Raw genomic sequence first — 16,698 nt, 5'->3', positions numbered from 1 at the left:
GCTGGTTTAGCGCCGAATGAATCTGAGATTAGATATCAAGATTCTAAAACTGTGGCCAAAATTAGTTGACCACTACAGTACTTTGCCGCTATATATTTCGTCAAGAAGATTCCTATTATTTATTTCCTCCCATCGTTTCAAGTGTTTAATGTCTTTTAGATATTGCTCTATAGATGTCGCTGCTTTGGTCATTCGTAACCGTTGGGTAACAAAGTGAGTTACCCAAAAATCAGGAACACCATCATCATTTAACAAAAAGACGTAGCGTTCTCCACTTTTAAATTTTTTTACGGCTACACGCATAAGCCCCACTAATAAACATTTAACTTTGTTATAAAGTAATATAGACCATGATTGAGTGTTTTCAACATTATTTTTCTTTACAAATAAAAAAGCCGCTACTTAGCGGCTTTCAAATATTTTTTCAACATTTTGTATTTTGTCTTAGGTCAAAACGGGATATCGTCATCAAAATCAATGGTTGGTTCCATTGGGTTTGATGCACCACCTTGCGGAGCACTTTGTGGTTTAGGAGCGAAACCACCTTGCTGCTGCGGTGCACTATTTTGTTGTGGTGCAAAGCCGCCTTGCGGTTGTTGGTATTGATTATTTTGTTGTGGTGCTGGCGCTGACTGAGGTTGCGCTGCAGGTGCTGCTTGCTGTTGTGGAGCATAACCACCTTGTTGCTGGTTATTTTGGCCTTGATTATTTTGGCCGTAACCACCGCTTTGTTGAGCACTTTGCGCTTGATTACCTTGGTAACCACCACCTTGTTGCCCACCTTGTGATTGATTACCTTGGTAACCACCACTTTGTTGATCGCCACCACGTGCGCCCAACATTTGCATTTGACCAGTAAAGCCATCTACGACTATTTCTGTAGTGTACTTTTCTTGGCCTTGTTGATCGGTCCACTTACGTGTTTGAAGTTTACCTTCAACATAAATTTGTGAACCTTTACGACAATATTCACCAACAATTTCAGCTAACTTGCCAAAAAATACAACACGGTGCCACTCAGTTTTATCAACCATTTGGCCAGTGTTCTTATCTTTATAGCTATCCGAAGTTGCTAGGGTAATATTTGCTACACCGTTGCCGTTAGGCATATAACGAACTTCAGGATCTTGCCCTAAATTACCAACCAAAATTACTTTGTTCACACCGCGTGCCATGGAACCATCTCCTATAAATGTTAGATTAAACCAGCGACTTTACGCGCTTGGTCTAGGTCAAATTCTTTATCATTAATCTTTAAATAGCTGCGACTTTCATCGCGAACCACAGTTGCTTCTATTACACCTGGTAAAGCAACTAACTGAGAAGCAAGTACTTGAGCATGCTCTTCAGAATCTAATTTGGTCATTAAACTAATAACTTTACTTTTGGGTGGGACTTGCATTTTCCACGCAATAATAAGCCATATTAACCCAACAAGTGCCGCTGCCGCAAACACAGCTTGCGTCGTTGTAGTTTGTGCTACATAGCCACCTAACATACCACCTAAAAAGGCGCCTAAAAACTGACTAGATGAGTAGCCACCCATTGCTGAACCTTTTTGGCTTGCAGGTGCTATTCGCGATACAAGCGCAGGCATAGTGGCTTCTAAAAAGTTAAACGCCACAAAATAAAGCAGCATACACACTGCAATGCCTACTACACTATTAACCCATACCGACATTGCTAACATACTAATAGTTAACAAGGCTACTGAGCCAATGAACGCTTGTTTTTCTTTCTCTTTTTTAATGGCCACAATCATTATTGGTACCATTAATAAAAAGGCTAAAAATAGCACTGGAATATACAAATACCAGTGATGGTCGGCAACCAAGCCATCTTTAATTAATTGACTCGGCAGTACCACAAAAATTGTGGTTAGCGTTAAATGCAATAACAGTACACCTGCATTTAATCGTGCTAACTGAGGGTGTTTAATTAATTTTTTAATGTCGCTAAAGCTTGCTAATGTATCGCCTTTGGGCGCTTTACTTACCGCCTTTGGCACTAGCATAGTCACTATAAATATACCAAAGACAGCTAAAATAGCAGTCAACCAAAATACACCAGCAATACCCCACGAAGCGGCGACAATTGGCCCAAGTAACATAGCAAAAGCAAAGCTCATGCCTATGCTCATACCAATAACGGCCATTACTTTTGGCCGTTGCTCATCACGGCTTAAATCTGAAGCAAACGCGAGTAGCGCACTGGCTATTGCGCCCATACCTTGTAAAGCACGGCCTACGGTAACCATTTGGATAGAGTCAGCTAATGCAGCAACTACAGAGCCAATAGCAAATACAACTAAGCCACCAACAATAACCTTTTTACGGCCAATCTTATCGGATAATCGACCCATAGGTATTTGTAATACAGCTTGCGTTAAACCATACGCACCAATGGCAAAACCAATCCAAATAGGCGAAAAACCTTCAAGCGATTGTCCATAAATAGCCAATACAGGCATCAGCATAAACAAGCCGAGCATTCTAAATGCAAACACACTCGCCAGTGATACAGCGGCGCGTTTTTCTCGTGAATTAAGTGAAGATGCGGTCATTATCTGCGTGATCTTACTCTATGAAAAATTGAGGTTGGGATTCTACCATAAGCTTGGCAATAATTAATCGCCTATAAGTAAGGATTTTTCATTGATCAAGGATTAATATTGCTTCGTATTATGCGATACTGAGTAAATAATTTTGGTAACAAACGAGATAGCATGGAAAACATTGAAGTCCGAGGCGCCCGAACGCACAATTTAAAAGACATCAGCCTAACCATCCCACGTGATAAATTAATAGTTATTACGGGTCTATCTGGTTCGGGGAAGTCATCACTTGCATTTGATACGCTTTATGCAGAAGGACAACGCCGATATGTTGAATCACTCTCTGCGTACGCAAGACAATTTTTATCGCTCATGGAAAAGCCTGATGTGGATCACATCGAAGGCCTCTCTCCTGCCATTTCTATTGAGCAAAAGTCAACGTCTCATAACCCGCGTTCAACCGTAGGTACTATTACCGAAATTTACGATTATTTACGACTTATGTTTGCCCGCGTTGGCGAACCACGATGTCCTACACATGATTTACCACTTGCTGCGCAAACCGTTAGCCAAATGGTAGATACTGTTTTGGCTCTACCTGAGGGCAGTAAATTAATGCTGCTTGCGCCAATAGTAAAAGAGCGTAAAGGTGAGCATGTTAAGTTATTAGAACAGCTATCTAGCCAAGGTTATATTCGCGCCCGTATAGACGGTGAAGTATGTGACTTGTCTGATCCACCAACGCTTGAGCTTCATAAAAAACATACAATAGAAGTTGTTGTAGACAGATTTAAAGTAAAAGATGGCTTACAACAACGCTTAGCAGAATCGTTCGAAACTGCACTTGAAATGTCTAATGGCGTTGCACATGTAGCATACATGGACGATAGCAGCGCTGAAGAGATTCTATTTTCAGCAAATTTTGCCTGCCCTACTTGTGGCTATGCAATGACTGAACTTGAGCCGCGCTTGTTTTCGTTTAATAACCCAGCTGGTGCTTGCCAAACCTGCGATGGCTTAGGTATACGTCAATATTTTGATCCTAATCGCGTAGTGCATAACCCAGAGTTAAGCCTTGCTGGCGGTGCAATTAAAGGCTGGGATAAACGCAGCTTTTATTACTATCAAATGCTGCAAGCGGTTGCGGATCATTACAATTTTGATTTAGACGTGCCTTATCAAGATTTAGACAGCGAATCGAAAAAAATTATTTTAGATGGCTCTGGTAGCACTAAAATTGCGTTTAATTACCGTAACGACCGTGGCGATTTAATTACGCGTAACCATGAGTTTGAAGGCGTTTTAAATAACATGAATCGCCGCTACCGCGAGACCGAGTCAAACTCTGTACGCGAAGAACTTGCTAAATACCAAACAAGCCAAGCGTGTCCTAGCTGTCATGGCTCACGCTTACGCGAAGAATCTCGAAATGTATTTATTGGACAAACCAACTTACCTGCAATCACATGCATGAGTATTGGTGAAGCCATGGAATTTTTTGAAGGTTTAGAATTAACCGGACAAAAAGGCCAAATAGCTGAAAAAATATTAAAAGAAATTCGCGACCGCTTATCGTTTTTAATTAACGTTGGCCTAAATTATTTATCACTTGAACGTAGCGCCGATACTTTATCAGGTGGTGAGGCTCAACGTATCCGCTTAGCCAGTCAAATTGGTGCAGGCCTTGTAGGTGTAATGTACGTACTAGATGAGCCATCTATTGGGCTGCATCAACGCGATAACGACCGCTTACTACAAACACTAATCCATTTGCGCGACTTAGGTAACACCGTTATTGTGGTAGAGCACGATGAAGATGCTATTCGTGCTGCAGATCATATTATTGATATTGGCCCAGGCGCCGGTGTTCATGGTGGGCATATTATTGCGCAAGGTACACGCGACGATATTTTAGCAAGCAAAGAATCTGTTACGGGCCAATTTTTATCAGGCGTACGTAAAATAGAAATACCAAAAGAGCGTCACCCAACGAACGACAAATGGCTAGAGCTATTTGGCGCAACGGGTAATAACCTTAAAAATGTGGATTTAAAAATCCCATTTGGTTTAATGACCTGTGTGACAGGTGTATCGGGCTCAGGTAAATCAACGCTAATAAACGATACTTTATTTAAACTTGCTCATACAGAGCTAAATGGCGCAACCACTGCCGAAGCGGCACCGTATAAATCAATTAGCGGTTTAGATCATTTTGATAAAGTGATCGATATTGATCAAAGCCCAATTGGTCGTACTCCGCGTTCAAATCCGGCAACCTACACAGGGATATTTACCGGCATTCGTGAGTTATTTGCAGGTACACAAGAAGCGCGCTCACGTGGCTACAAAGTAGGTCGCTTTAGCTTTAACGTTAAAGGCGGACGCTGTGAAGCTTGCCAAGGTGACGGCTTAATTAAAGTTGAAATGCACTTTTTACCTGATGTGTATGTACCGTGTGATGTATGTAAGAGTAAACGCTATAACCGCGAAACGCTCGAAGTACAATACAAAGGTAAAAACATACACCAAGTGCTTGAAATGACTGTTGAAGACGCGCATGAGTATTTTGACAAAATACCGGCTATTGCGCGTAAGCTTAAAACGCTGATGGACGTTGGTTTGTCGTACGTGCGTTTAGGTCAAGCCGCTACTACTCTCTCTGGTGGTGAGGCGCAACGTGTAAAATTAGCACGCGAGCTATCAAAGCGTGATACTGGTAAAACGCTCTACATATTAGATGAGCCAACAACAGGCTTACACTTTGCTGACATTGAACAGCTGCTTGTTGTACTTCATCGTCTGCGCGATCACGGCAATACAATTGTTGTTATTGAGCACAACCTCGATGTTATTAAAACAGCAGATTGGGTTATTGATTTAGGACCTGAAGGCGGTGCTGGCGGTGGTGAAATACTCATTGCAGGTACGCCAGAAGAAGTAGCTGAGTGTGAGCGTTCGCATACTGGGCATTACTTAAAACCTCTATTAAATAAATAGAGGTCCAGTTGTGACAAATTAATCGGCTTTGAGGTTATTTAACTGTCGAGATTGCACTTAATTAAAAATGGCGAGAAGATTCACCTCTCGCTATTTTTTGGCTCTAATTTTTCCTTTATCAACATAATACCAATCCGCAATAATACTTAATCATTTTGCGGGGCTAAACGTGTCGCTACCTGTGTTAAAAAATTCTCATTTAGAACAACTAAATAGCGAATTTTTTGCCTAGCTACCAACACGTTTTTCCAGCCTCAAAATAGCTTATTTAATTAAGCGAATTGGTATAACAATCGAAAATGTTATTAAAGAAAAACAACACACTGCTGCAAATTTAACCTTGAAAGATCAACAGACCCTAGTTATTCCAACTTATCTGTATTATTTGCATGTCTTTATATTTTGATTCTGTAAAGAAAATTTGATTGTTATCACTAATAAAAAATGCGATGGGTTTAAAATCCACGTGCACATCTTTTACTGTTTTATCTTCTAAATTAAGCCGAGCAACTCTTGAAATAGCATCAGAGTAGTAGAGGTAATTACCATTAATGGCAAAAAGTTGTGCTTGTCGCGCGTCTTTGGGTAATTCCCAACTCTGTTTATTTGATAGTTTAACTAACTGATTATTAGTAATTGCATAATTAGTACCGTCAGCGCCTGAAATTAATTTGTTGGCTTTAATATCCTCTAATATAGTTGTGTCTCGCGTTAATAAATTAAACTGAGCAAATAGGTTTTCTGAACCACTTCGCTCTAAATAAATTATACTTTCATTATCTTTAGACCATACATAGTTTAGTATTTTTCGCCCTTTAAACTCAGCTATGGTATAGAGTTTGTTCGACATAACGTCAAAAAATGCAATATCGCTATTAACTCTTAATAAAACACGATCTTGCTTACTCGATACTCTTAGCCCGCCAATAGCAAAGGTAGATTTCCCTTCATAAGTAAAGTTACTAAGTTGCTTTGTAAGTCCATTTTGAGATAACCACAACTGACTGCTGCCAGAGCGCTCGGATACAAAAATATGCGCTGGCCCTTTCTCATTAATGACTTCTACAATGTGGTAGTCGTCTTCATCACTTTTGTAGAGTGCTTCATACTCAGGAGCATCGCTAAAAAGATTAGTCGCTTTAATTAACGAAAATGCTTGTGTTTTATTTGCTGAGTAAAAGAGGCTATTAGCAGATTGAACTGCAATATAATAAGGTGAAATTGCTGGGGTAACCGTTAGTGTGCGTTTAATAATATTATTTTCATCAAACACAATGGTTGAAAGGTCAGAGTCTTCAAAAACAATCACGCCTTTATCGTCTGCAAGCCAGTCAAACGCGAAGCTAATTATGCTTTTCTTTGCTTTAAATAATCGCTTGGTTTCATGGGTCTCAAAGTTGTAGCTAAATACAGAAAAAGGCTGACCTTTTTGACTAAGTACATATGCTATTTTATTACCTGAAGAAGATAAGCGCGGCATTATTACGCCATACATTACACCTGGTGGTGGAATAACAATGGACTCTTTTTGTAACTCTAGATCATATTTATATAAACCTGAACCCTCATGCTCATTTTTATATTCGGTGTAATAAATATGCTCACCACTTTCGTCTACTTGTGCGTAGCCGGTGTATCTAAGGTCGCACTTTTTAATTAATGTAGCCTCACCAACAATAGGAAACTGGCTTAAATCAACCAGTACCATTTCACACTTTTGCTGCTTTAAGTTAGTCGCTTGTAACAACACAGAGTGCTGATTTAACTGCCACGATAAAATAGATACTTGAAAGCCAGGATAGGTAATTTCAACCTCCCTTTGATCAGATAGTCGCTTTACAAATGCATGCATTACGTCATTTTCAGGTTCAACATTTGTATAAGCTAAATATTGTTTATCTGAGGACATCTCAGGGTGAACCTCACTGCCTATATTCCACGTGCTTGCTACCTTATTAACCGTGATCTGTTTAATCTTTTCGCTAGAAGGTGCATTAATAAAAAACAACCCAAACCATACTAAAGAGCACAGGCAAATAATGACGAGTAAAGAATAAATCAAAAACTTTTTACTGTTCTTTTTTTGAACTGGTTGAGAAGTAGTTGCAGTAGCTATCTCTTCATTTTTGGCAGAAATACCTGGTGAGTCAGGCAAAATGTTTGCAGGCTCATTAGAAACGTTTGCTTGCGTTAAACGCTCAGGTATTACTGTTAGGCTATATCCTTTACGGTAATGCGTTTTTAAAAGCGGCGCTTTTTCAATTGGATGGGCAAGCTGCTTTCTTAACTCTGAGATTGCACGGTTAATCGCATTATCATCAACAAAGCTCTGTTGCCATACACTCTCAATAAGCTCTTGGCGGGAAACAATTTGTTGAGGCTTGTCTATAAAGTGAAGTAATAGCTTTACTAAGAGTGGATCTAATTCCCTTTCTAAATGGTTTGAAGTAATCACACAGCGATTACTAATAAATTGCCAAGGTCCGATTTGATAATTCATAGTCTTTACGTATTTTTATTTTTATAAACCGTATCACATCTACACTTTATTTTATAGAAAAAGCATTTTAAACCTTATATTAGCATTATAAGGTTTAAGGCTAACCCTCTAAATTAAAACAATTATTTAATTTAAAAACCTTATCTATTAATTGCTCATAACTAGATAAGCGACTCTCAATAAATTCAGCGATATTCTTTAAACCGTCATCAACAAGCAGCTTAGTAAAAAATCATTTGTGATTCTAAATTGGCTGCAATTAAAAATATAAAAGGTTTAATTATGAATAGCACAATGAAAAAAGTACTACCGGCTTTACTACTAGCAACTGCTTTTAATACAACTTCAGTTATTGCAGCTGACGCTAAACAACACACCGTTCAAAGTAATTTTAATCAATGCATAATTGGTGAAAGCGTAGAGGCGATTAACCCAGTTAATAAAAAGCAGCAAGAAACAAACAACATAGACGCCACTGAGTCTTTAAAAAGTAATGTTGATACACAAACGTTACTTTCTTCGATAGATGAAAAAATATCAGCTGAGCTTGACTCTTCAATGAGCAAAATAAACTCGCAAATTGATAAAAACCTTTCAAAGGTAACATCCTCAATCACTGCATATTTCAGCACTGTGTTATCGAACTAAAAACAATAAAATTAAAAGTTACATAAAGGAATTATCATGAAAAAATTCACAAAAAAATTAGTATCTGCCAGCGTATTACTTAGCTGTAGTCTTTTAGCAAATACAGCACAGGCTCAAAGCTCTGTATGGCAAGTAAGCAATGGTAATGACTCACTATTTATTGGCGGTACAGTTCACATACTACCTAAAGCTGAAATGCCACTACCCGCTGAGTTCAACCATGCTTATGAACAAGCGGATACAATTATTTTAGAAGCACCGATAACTGACCCAGCCGATACTAATGCGCAAATGCAAATGTTAGGCGCACTATCGTATACAAATAACGAAACATTAAGTCAAAAACTAGAACCCGAGATTAAGGCATCACTTGAAAATAAGCTTAACGAGTTTGGCGCTAATCTCGCTAAGTTAGATGGCTTTCGCCCTGCTATGGTTGGTATTGTTTTAATGTCGATGGAGCTTCAAAAGCAAAATTTAATGGGTGAAGGTGTTGATGCTTACTTTACTAAAAAAGCGACTGAAGATAACAAAACAAAAAATTACTTAGAAACAATGGAATTTCAGTTAGAGCTTTTTAAAAAAATGGGTCAAGGCAACGAAAACGACTTCATTAAACATAACTTAGCCGAGCTGCACAACTATGGCGATATGTTTAAAGGACTTTTAGCTGCCTGGCGCAAAGGTGATACAGACACACTGAATAAAGTGGCACTTGAAGATATGCAGAAAAATGATCCGAATAGTTACAAACAAATCATTACAGATAGAAATAATGATTGGTTACCAAAAGTAGAAGCCATGTTTAACAACGACAAAAATGAGTTTGTACTTGTTGGAGTTGCCCATCTTGCAGGACAAGATAGTTTACTTACCTTACTTGAAAACAAGGGCTATAAAGTTTCTTTAGTTGATATTGATAGCACGGCAGATATAACAGTAAGAGGGGCTGAATAATGGATAAAACAGACAAACTAGCTATATCGCTACTGTTTCTATTTGGGTCTATCATGTTGATATGTGCTATATAAAAAATGCCGCTAACAAGCGGCATTTTTTATTTTAGTAAACTTACCCGCGAGGAATAAAACCAAGCGCATCGTATACCGATTTCAATGTTTTCTCAGCACGTACACTTGCTTTTTCAGCACCTGACTTCATTATGCCATCAAGTAGGTTTTGATCTTCTCTGATCTCTTTAAAGCGTGCTTGAATTGGCTCAATCATATTTACAACTGCATCTGCTGTATCTTTCTTTAAATGGCCATACATTTTATCTTCATACTCAGGAACTAGGTCTTCAATTGAGCGCTTAGTTGCAACACTCAATAAAGTAAGCAAGTTTGATACGCCAGGCTTTTCTGTACGATCAAAATAAATACGTGCTTGTTCATCTGAATCAGTTACTGCTTTTTTAAGCTTTTTCACAATTTGCTTAGGCTCATCTAATAACATGATGTAACCATTTGGGTTTTCGTCAGACTTAGACATTTTTTTAAGTGGATCTTGCAAGCTCATTACGCGTGCACCAAACTCAGGGATGTACGGCTCTGGTAATTTAAATACGTCGCCATATAAATTATTAAAGCGTGTGGCTATATCGCGAGTCAGCTCTAAGTGTTGCTTTTGATCATCCCCTACTGGTACTTGATCAGCTTGGTATAATAAAATATCCGCAGCTTGCAATACTGGATATGAAAATAAGCCCACGTTTACGTTATTTGCGTGCTTAGATGACTTGTCTTTAAACTGAGTCATTCGATTAAGCTCACCCATTTGCGCGTAACAATTTAATACCCACGCTAATTGTGCATGCTCAGGTACTTGCGATTGTACAAATAACGCAGATTTTTCAGGATCAATGCCACATGCCGCGTAAAGAGCAATACCATCTAACACTCGAGAGCGCAGTAATTCAGGCTCTTGGCGAACCGTAATAGCGTGTAAGTCTACTAACATAAAGAAACTTTCGTGGTCTTCCTGTAACTTTAGCCACTGGTTAATAGCGCCAACATAGTTGCCTATTGTCATACCACCGGTTGGCTGAATGCCGCTTAAAACTACTGGTTTACTCATGATTTTCCTTTATTTTGCTTAATGAATAATATTTAACGCTGCGTTAGAACAGGTATTATATCTAAGAAGTTATCGCATAGGTACTGCGGATTATAATCCTCAAGACTTTCACCTTGGTTATAGCCATAACTAAGTGCAATTACGTCTATATTAGCGGCTTTAGCTGCAAGTATATCGCTTTTAGAATCACCTATCATTATTGCTTTATTAGGCTGCGCATTTAGTTTTTTGCAGGCAAATAGCAATGGTTCTGGCGATGGTTTTTTTGCCATGTCGTCACCGCATACAACCACATCAAAATGACTCGTTAGTGCCAATTTTTCGAGTAGTTTCTCTGTAAAAATTCGAGACTTATTAGTGATTAATGCTTTAGGCATACCGCGAAGTGCTGCAAGCCCTGTTTCTACATGTTGGTACAAAACACTATACTCACCAACTTGTTGTTCATAATACTTATAGAACTGTAATATTGCTTTACCACTAAGTGACTCATCTAGATTTTCACTCACTTGCATATCGCCACTCAAAGCGCGTTTTACAAGGACTTCAACACCATTACCAACCCAACTTTCAACCAAGCGTTGACTAACAATAGGAAAAGCAAAATCGCTCAAGGTTAAATTAATAGCGATATACAAGTCGTAAACGCTATCAACCAAAGTACCATCTAAATCAAATAAGGCGACATCGTACTTCATTACTTAACACTTCCAAGCTGCTCACGCATTTGATCAATCACCACTTTGTAATCAGGTTGATTAAAAATAGCTGAGCCTGCAACAAACATATCAGCACCCGCTCGAGCCGCTGCTGCAATATTATCGACTTTAATACCACCATCAACCTCTAAGCGAATATCTCGGCCTGATTCAATAATACGCTGTTTTGCTTGGCGTAATTTTTCAAGCGTATGAGGGATAAAGCTTTGCCCGCCAAACCCAGGATTTACCGACATTAGTAAAATGGTATCTAGCTTATCAATAACATGGTCTAAATAACTTAGGCTTGTTGCTGGGTTAAACACTAATCCTGCTTTACAGCCGTGATCTTTAATTAACTGTATTGTACGATCGACGTGCTCGCTGGCTTCAGGATGAAAAGTAATAATAGAAGCACCAGCCTCAGCAAATAAAGGTATTATGCTATCTACAGGCTTAACCATTAAATGTACGTCGATAGGTGCTGTAATACCGTAATCTCTTAGTGCTTTACACACCATAGGACCAATTGTGAGATTAGGTACATAGTGATTATCCATTACATCAAAGTGAACCACGTCAGCACCCGCTTCGAGAACTTTATCAACATCTTCGCCTAGCTTTGCAAAATCAGCAGACAAAATAGAAGGGGCTATTAAATATTTTTGCTCTGGGTTAAACATGATTAACTCCATCAATAAATAGTGTATTGCGTTAATGTAACTTAATTGAAGATGTTACCCAAGTAATATGGCGTAATAGCCCCCATTTTAGGTAACTTTAAGTTTGATATTTAACCAATATTTGCTATGATTAAAAAAGTAACAAATTATTGGATTTCATCATGCGTGCTTTTAAAATTGGGATATTAATTGCGTCGGCATTACTGCTTATCGGGGCGTTTAGCTTTGGTTCAAGCTCTGAGCAAGAATTAAGCTCAGTGAGTAATTGTCATAATACACAACTGGTAAGTACTCAAAACACTTTAACTGCGTGTATTAAAGCTGAAGAAGAGTCATCATGGTTTTCGTGGTTAACAGGCGATAGCCGTAGTGCTCAGTTTCATTACCTTGATTTACTGGAACTACTTACTAGTTCTGAAGATTCTAAAAACGCTCCTTCTTTAAAACCTTTATTTTAAATAATGCTACAATTTTTTAGCGCGTTGCAAAGTGTGCTAGCTGCATTTTTTGGTGTTCAATCTGAAAATAAACGCCAAGTCGATTTTCAACAACACTCCCCTTTATCCATCATTTTAATTGCGATTGTACTATTTGTTGCTTTTGTTATCGCAATTTACGCAGTGGTTGCTTGGGTGCTAAATACATAGCCATCAACTCGTCAACTTTATTTCTAGAGCCACCTTTGGGGCTAATAGTGCGCTTTACTTGAATTTGTTCAAGCGATGCTTGGCTATAAATTTTACGCGTCCACACGGTATCGTGGTTTGAAATAAGCACAGGTGTGTTATTTTCAAATGCGGCTTGTTCTGCCAAATTAGCTAAGTTAGCCTGATCATCTAAATTAAAACCCCCTTTAGCGTATGACGTAAAAGAAGCGGTTTTACTTAATGGCACATAAGGTGGGTCGCAATAAATAACAGCATTGTTAGGCACTAACTTAAAAACGTCATCGTAATCTAAACAAGTGAACGTTGCTTTTTGTGCTTTTTCAGCAAAAAAATACATTTCTTTTTCAGGAAAGTAAGGCTTTTTATACTTACCAAAAGGCACATTAAAAATGCCTTTTAAATTATACCTACACAGTCCGTTGTAACCATGGCGGTTCATGTATAAAAACAAGATTGAACGTTCGTATACATCACGACTTTGATTAAACTGCACACGATATTCGTAATACGCATCTGCGTGATTATTCAAATCAACAAACAGCTTTTTAGCGTCACTAATAAGCTCATCTGGAGAGCTTTTAAGCTCTTTATATAAGTTAATTAAGTCTGCATTGATATCGTTAAGGATATAGTGCTTAAAGTCACTATTTAAAAACACAGAGCCTGCACCAACAAAAGGTTCAACCAAAGTATCAGCATGCTTGCTAGCTTGGTTTAATCGCGCATTAATGTTTTCAACTAGGCTGTATTTTCCGCCGGCCCATTTAAGGAAGGCTCTACTTTTTTGCTGCATTGGCTCTTTACTTCAATCTGGTGTTGCGCGATTTTACACTAAAGCAGTGTGTTTTACTGATCAACGACTGCTATTTCTTGCTTTATTTTACTAATTTTTTTATAGAAAGGTTTATTTTTTCTAACCCCTGGGGGTAAAGTATCCATTGCTGATTTTGCCTCGTTTATACTCTCAAAGCTGCCAAATGTAACAACCCACCATATTTGGTTATTTCGCTTCGTTTGGTAAGTGTGTGCTTGCTGCTGTAGATTGAATTGAGCAATGAAATTATCGCGAACTTCCTGCTGAGTTACCGCTAATAATTGAATAACACTATTTGTATCTGCTTGCTGCATATACCAAATATTATCTTGGCTGATCTGAGTTTGCTCTGCTGTATTTACTTTCTCTACTTTTAGAGCTTTAGATACAACGTCACCTGCTTCACTGCTTTTGTTTTTAACGCTATTATCAATAGCATTGTCTAATACCTTAACGGTATTTGCAGGTTCGGTAAGACTTTGCATGATAGCAGGCACATCATTAATGTGTACGCTCTCAAGCTCAATATCTGGCTCAACTACTTCAGGGTCATTTAAGGTAACTACTGAGTCATTTTGCTTTATAACCGGCTCACTTACTTGCTCTACAGATATTGCTGTATTTAGGACTTGTGTTTCTTCCTGCTGATAATATTGTTGCCACCACTGCGTCATATCAGACTTATAAAGCAGACCAATAATTAAAAGCATAATTAACAACATCAAAATCAATAAGTGCAATCGCCAAGATACTTTATCTTTAACGATAATATCGGCTATGTGCTCACTAGGTTGCCAAGCAAGCAATAAACTGGGGTTACCATGAGCCTCGGCTAAAAAAGTACTAAAAACAGGGTCTTCATCATAAGGTAAATCAGTAAAGTACCACTGCAATAGCATCTTGCTTTCTCGAAGCGTCAGTGGCTCCAAGTAAATTTCGACAGCGTCATTTAAAGCAAGTTTAGACTGTGATGCAATTATGATATACAACGTATTAGGGCTATTTTTAGAAAGCAGCTCAAGCTCAATTAGTATCTCTTCAGATAGTTGCCTACCGCCATCAAGCACCCATAAACAAGGTCCGCACTGCTGTTGCTCAAGCAGCTGGTAATAGTTTTCAGGTAAACTTAAATTATGATCAACCAAAGGGGAATTAAAGCTTTGCTCTAATAAATCGCTCATTAGCTGAGCGTCAGTCATTTGTGCACTTACTTGCACAAACGCTTTATTAAAGTCATTGTATTTATCTGTAATGAAGGTTTCGAGCATATAACTTTTACCTAGCCCCGATGTGCCAAGTAAAACTATTAAATTTTGTCCGTACTCAAATTGCAGTGCGATTCTATCCACCAAAGCCGCACGGCTTGGTAAAATTTGTGACTGCATTTACTGCTCGATTAAGTCTCTAACTTGGTCATCAGAGACATCATCAACTAATGCACACTGGCCAAATTGGGTAGGTAGAATAAAGCGTATAGTGCCTCTTTTATTCTTTTTGTCTTTACGCATATGCGTTAGGAACTGCTCGCTAGTCATTTGCTTTGGAATTTCTGTTGGTAAATTATATAGCTCAAGCAGCTTAATAATTCGATCAACTTCACTTGCGCTTAAATCTTGGCGTGTCTTAGCAAGTTTAGCTGCTAATACCATGCCTGTTGCAACAGCTTCGCCATGTAACCAAACGCCGTAGCCCATTTCTGCCTCAATTGCATGGGCAAATGTATGACCTAAGTTTAATAAAGCACGTAAACCATGCTCTTTTTCATCTTGCGCAACTATAAGTGCTTTTATTTCACAACATCTAAAAATAATATGCTGTAAGCACGTTTCATCTAGTTGCTGCAAATTAGCTACGTTTCGCTCTAAGTATGCAAATAATTCGGTATCGTAAATCAGACCATACTTAATTACTTCAGCCATACCTGCTGCAAACTCTCTTGCTGGTAGGGTGTGTAATGTTTGTGTATCAATAAAAACCGCTTGAGGCTGATAAAATGCCCCTATCATATTTTTACCTAAAGGATGATTTACTGCCGTTTTACCACCTACCGATGAATCAACCTGTGAAAGCACTGTCGTTGGTATTTGAATAAACGGTACGCCGCGCTGATAACACGCCGCTACAAAACCAGTTAGATCACCTATAACACCGCCACCTAACGCAATTAAGCACGTATCTCGGCCACAGTTATTTTGGAGTAAAAATGCTGATATTTTTTCAAACCATTCAAGTGATTTATATTGTTCACCGTCAGGAATAATAAAAGATAGCGGATTTTGATCTGCTAATGAGTCAAGTAACGCTTGTAAATATAAAGGCGCTATTGTGTCATTAGTAATGATGATAGGCCGACAATCACCAATGTGGTGAACCAGGCGGCCATTATCTTGAAGTGCAGATTGCCCAATATAAATAGGATAACTTCGCTCGTCCAAATTAACTGTTAATTTAAGCATGCTTAGTTATTTCCTTATTATTGGTTTTTAAAAATCTAATTTCTCGATGATTTGGTTAGCAACAACTTTAGCGCTTTGCTCATCGGTACGTACAACAAAATCGGCAACTTCTTTGTATAGGGGCTCGCGTTCTTCTGCTAAGCGCTCTAGTACGTTACGAGGTGCTTCTTCAGTTTGCAGTAATGGGCGACGCTTGTCGCGTTGCGTGCGTGCAACTTGCTTTTCTATAGGTGTCTCTAGGTATACAACGATACCTCGAGCCGAAAGCTTGTTTCGAACTTCTTTGCTCATTACTGAACCACCACCGGTAGCAAGTACAATACCTTGCATCTCGGTTAAATCGCCAATAACAGACTCTTCTCGAAGTCTAAAGCCTTCTTCACCTTCAAGATCGAATACCCATGCAATATCTGCACCTGTGCGGCGTTCGATTTCTTGATCAGAATCAACAAATTCAAGGTGTAATTGGTCAGCGATGTGACGACCAATCGTGCTTTTGCCAGCCCCCATGGGGCCAACTAGAAATATATTACGTTTCTCAGCCATATCTTTTAGTACAAACAAACTCTAAAATTTGAAATAAAACCCCGCCTAACGACCTGGC

Annotated in this window: 16 protein-coding genes; 5 read left to right on the top strand and 11 right to left on the bottom strand. The window is 38.7% G+C overall.

Translation table 11 applies throughout. The features are described from left to right. Positions 1-72 precede the first annotated feature (72 nt). The 3 genes from I6E69_RS17640 to I6E69_RS17630 all read right to left on the bottom strand — a co-directional run bounded on the left by I6E69_RS17640 (position 73) and on the right by I6E69_RS17630 (position 2,563). Complete coding sequence (locus I6E69_RS17640; protein ID WP_197121769.1) at positions 73-303, bottom strand: hypothetical protein; 231 nt, start codon at positions 301-303, stop codon at positions 73-75. Between the two features lie 146 nt (positions 304-449). Beyond that, positions 450-1,175, bottom strand: coding sequence for a single-stranded DNA-binding protein (ssb, locus tag I6E69_RS17635; protein ID WP_039485810.1), 726 nt, complete (start codon positions 1,173-1,175; stop codon positions 450-452). A gap of 20 nt (positions 1,176-1,195) precedes the next feature. After that, complete coding sequence (locus I6E69_RS17630; RefSeq protein ID WP_193225743.1) at positions 1,196-2,563, bottom strand: MFS transporter; 1,368 nt, start codon at positions 2,561-2,563, stop codon at positions 1,196-1,198. 162 nt (positions 2,564-2,725) lie between these two features. Between I6E69_RS17630 and uvrA the strand changes: the two genes are divergently transcribed. Continuing rightward, positions 2,726-5,551: an excinuclease ABC subunit UvrA gene (gene uvrA / locus I6E69_RS17625; protein ID WP_149593363.1), complete on the top strand. Its 2,826-nt coding sequence runs from the start codon at positions 2,726-2,728 to the stop codon at positions 5,549-5,551. Between the two features lie 358 nt (positions 5,552-5,909). Here uvrA and I6E69_RS17620 read toward each other — a convergent pair whose 3' ends face one another. Further along, positions 5,910-8,051 (bottom strand): winged helix family transcriptional regulator, encoded by a 2,142-nt coding sequence (locus I6E69_RS17620; RefSeq protein WP_197121768.1) that lies wholly within the window; start codon positions 8,049-8,051, stop codon positions 5,910-5,912. 282 nt (positions 8,052-8,333) lie between these two features. Between I6E69_RS17620 and I6E69_RS17615 the strand changes: the two genes are divergently transcribed. Together I6E69_RS17615 and I6E69_RS17610 are read left to right on the top strand one after the other, a co-directional pair. After that, positions 8,334-8,699 carry a hypothetical protein gene (locus I6E69_RS17615; RefSeq protein ID WP_039486083.1) on the top strand — a complete coding sequence of 122 codons (366 nt, stop codon included), beginning with the start codon at positions 8,334-8,336 and terminating at the stop codon, positions 8,697-8,699. A 36-nt stretch (positions 8,700-8,735) separates the two neighbouring features. Beyond that, a complete protein-coding gene (locus I6E69_RS17610; RefSeq protein ID WP_197121767.1) occupies positions 8,736-9,656 on the top strand; it encodes a TraB/GumN family protein in 921 nt (306 codons plus the stop codon). A gap of 114 nt (positions 9,657-9,770) precedes the next feature. Here I6E69_RS17610 and trpS read toward each other — a convergent pair whose 3' ends face one another. Genes trpS through rpe form a run of 3 tightly spaced genes read right to left on the bottom strand, consistent with a single transcriptional unit; the run spans position 9,771 to position 12,156 of the window. Next, the gene (gene trpS / locus I6E69_RS17605) at positions 9,771-10,775 is read right to left on the bottom strand and encodes a tryptophan--tRNA ligase (RefSeq protein WP_002958388.1); all 1,005 of its coding nucleotides are present in this window, start codon (positions 10,773-10,775) and stop codon (positions 9,771-9,773) included. A 32-nt stretch (positions 10,776-10,807) separates the two neighbouring features. Next, entirely contained in the window at positions 10,808-11,473 is a 666-nt protein-coding gene (locus I6E69_RS17600) for a phosphoglycolate phosphatase (RefSeq protein WP_197121766.1), read from the bottom strand. Continuing rightward, complete coding sequence (gene rpe, locus I6E69_RS17595; RefSeq protein ID WP_002958386.1) at positions 11,473-12,156, bottom strand: ribulose-phosphate 3-epimerase; 684 nt, start codon at positions 12,154-12,156, stop codon at positions 11,473-11,475. The genes I6E69_RS17600 and rpe overlap by 1 nt, the downstream gene beginning before the upstream one ends. 161 nt (positions 12,157-12,317) lie before the next feature. On the opposite strand from rpe, the gene I6E69_RS17590 reads away from it, so the two are divergent. Together I6E69_RS17590 and I6E69_RS17585 are read left to right on the top strand one after the other, a co-directional pair. Further along, positions 12,318-12,614, top strand: a complete 297-nt coding sequence (locus I6E69_RS17590; RefSeq protein ID WP_039485830.1) for a hypothetical protein — start codon at positions 12,318-12,320, stop codon at positions 12,612-12,614. A 3-nt stretch (positions 12,615-12,617) separates the two neighbouring features. Further along, complete coding sequence (locus I6E69_RS17585; RefSeq protein ID WP_082007345.1) at positions 12,618-12,803, top strand: DUF2970 domain-containing protein; 186 nt, start codon at positions 12,618-12,620, stop codon at positions 12,801-12,803. Here I6E69_RS17585 and I6E69_RS17580 read toward each other — a convergent pair. Genes I6E69_RS17580 through aroK form a run of 4 tightly spaced genes read right to left on the bottom strand, consistent with a single transcriptional unit; the run spans position 12,760 to position 16,640 of the window. After that, a complete protein-coding gene (locus I6E69_RS17580) occupies positions 12,760-13,617 on the bottom strand; it encodes a Dam family site-specific DNA-(adenine-N6)-methyltransferase (protein WP_002958383.1) in 858 nt (285 codons plus the stop codon). The two genes, I6E69_RS17585 and I6E69_RS17580, sit on opposite strands and share 44 nt — an antisense overlap. 53 nt (positions 13,618-13,670) lie before the next feature. Continuing rightward, complete coding sequence (locus I6E69_RS17575) at positions 13,671-15,023, bottom strand: SPOR domain-containing protein (protein ID WP_197121765.1); 1,353 nt, start codon at positions 15,021-15,023, stop codon at positions 13,671-13,673. Continuing rightward, positions 15,024-16,094, bottom strand: a complete 1,071-nt coding sequence (aroB, locus tag I6E69_RS17570) for a 3-dehydroquinate synthase (RefSeq protein ID WP_024596026.1) — start codon at positions 16,092-16,094, stop codon at positions 15,024-15,026. It abuts the gene before it with no gap. A 27-nt stretch (positions 16,095-16,121) separates the two neighbouring features. Beyond that, positions 16,122-16,640, bottom strand: coding sequence for a shikimate kinase AroK (aroK, locus tag I6E69_RS17565; RefSeq protein ID WP_004589350.1), 519 nt, complete (start codon positions 16,638-16,640; stop codon positions 16,122-16,124). Positions 16,641-16,698: the final 58 nt, after the last annotated feature.

Origin of the sequence: Pseudoalteromonas sp. NZS100 (assembly GCF_015864815.1) — a bacterium.
Taxonomy (GTDB): domain Bacteria; phylum Pseudomonadota; class Gammaproteobacteria; order Enterobacterales; family Alteromonadaceae; genus Pseudoalteromonas; species Pseudoalteromonas distincta.
Note: the sequence above shows the minus strand (reverse complement) of the source record. Positions and strands in the feature narration are given on the sequence as shown.

Bases quoted from the DNA above. Each gene is read 5' to 3' on its own strand.
- I6E69_RS17640 (WP_197121769.1), bottom strand. From the start codon at position 303: ATGCGTGTAGCCGTAAAAAAATTTAAAAGTGGAGAACGCTACGTCTTT.
- ssb (WP_039485810.1), bottom strand. From the start codon at position 1,175: ATGGCACGCGGTGTGAACAAAGTAATTTTGGTTGGTAATTTAGGGCAA.
- I6E69_RS17630 (WP_193225743.1), bottom strand. From the start codon at position 2,563: ATGACCGCATCTTCACTTAATTCACGAGAAAAACGCGCCGCTGTATCA.
- uvrA (WP_149593363.1), top strand. From the start codon at position 2,726: ATGGAAAACATTGAAGTCCGAGGCGCCCGAACGCACAATTTAAAAGAC.
- I6E69_RS17620 (WP_197121768.1), bottom strand. From the start codon at position 8,051: ATGAATTATCAAATCGGACCTTGGCAATTTATTAGTAATCGCTGTGTG.
- I6E69_RS17615 (WP_039486083.1), top strand. From the start codon at position 8,334: ATGAATAGCACAATGAAAAAAGTACTACCGGCTTTACTACTAGCAACT.
- I6E69_RS17610 (WP_197121767.1), top strand. From the start codon at position 8,736: ATGAAAAAATTCACAAAAAAATTAGTATCTGCCAGCGTATTACTTAGC.
- trpS (WP_002958388.1), bottom strand. From the start codon at position 10,775: ATGAGTAAACCAGTAGTTTTAAGCGGCATTCAGCCAACCGGTGGTATG.
- I6E69_RS17600 (WP_197121766.1), bottom strand. From the start codon at position 11,473: ATGAAGTACGATGTCGCCTTATTTGATTTAGATGGTACTTTGGTTGAT.
- rpe (WP_002958386.1), bottom strand. From the start codon at position 12,156: ATGTTTAACCCAGAGCAAAAATATTTAATAGCCCCTTCTATTTTGTCT.
- I6E69_RS17590 (WP_039485830.1), top strand. From the start codon at position 12,318: ATGCGTGCTTTTAAAATTGGGATATTAATTGCGTCGGCATTACTGCTT.
- I6E69_RS17585 (WP_082007345.1), top strand. From the start codon at position 12,618: ATGCTACAATTTTTTAGCGCGTTGCAAAGTGTGCTAGCTGCATTTTTT.
- I6E69_RS17580 (WP_002958383.1), bottom strand. From the start codon at position 13,617: ATGCAGCAAAAAAGTAGAGCCTTCCTTAAATGGGCCGGCGGAAAATAC.
- I6E69_RS17575 (WP_197121765.1), bottom strand. From the start codon at position 15,023: ATGCAGTCACAAATTTTACCAAGCCGTGCGGCTTTGGTGGATAGAATC.
- aroB (WP_024596026.1), bottom strand. From the start codon at position 16,094: ATGCTTAAATTAACAGTTAATTTGGACGAGCGAAGTTATCCTATTTAT.
- aroK (WP_004589350.1), bottom strand. From the start codon at position 16,640: ATGGCTGAGAAACGTAATATATTTCTAGTTGGCCCCATGGGGGCTGGC.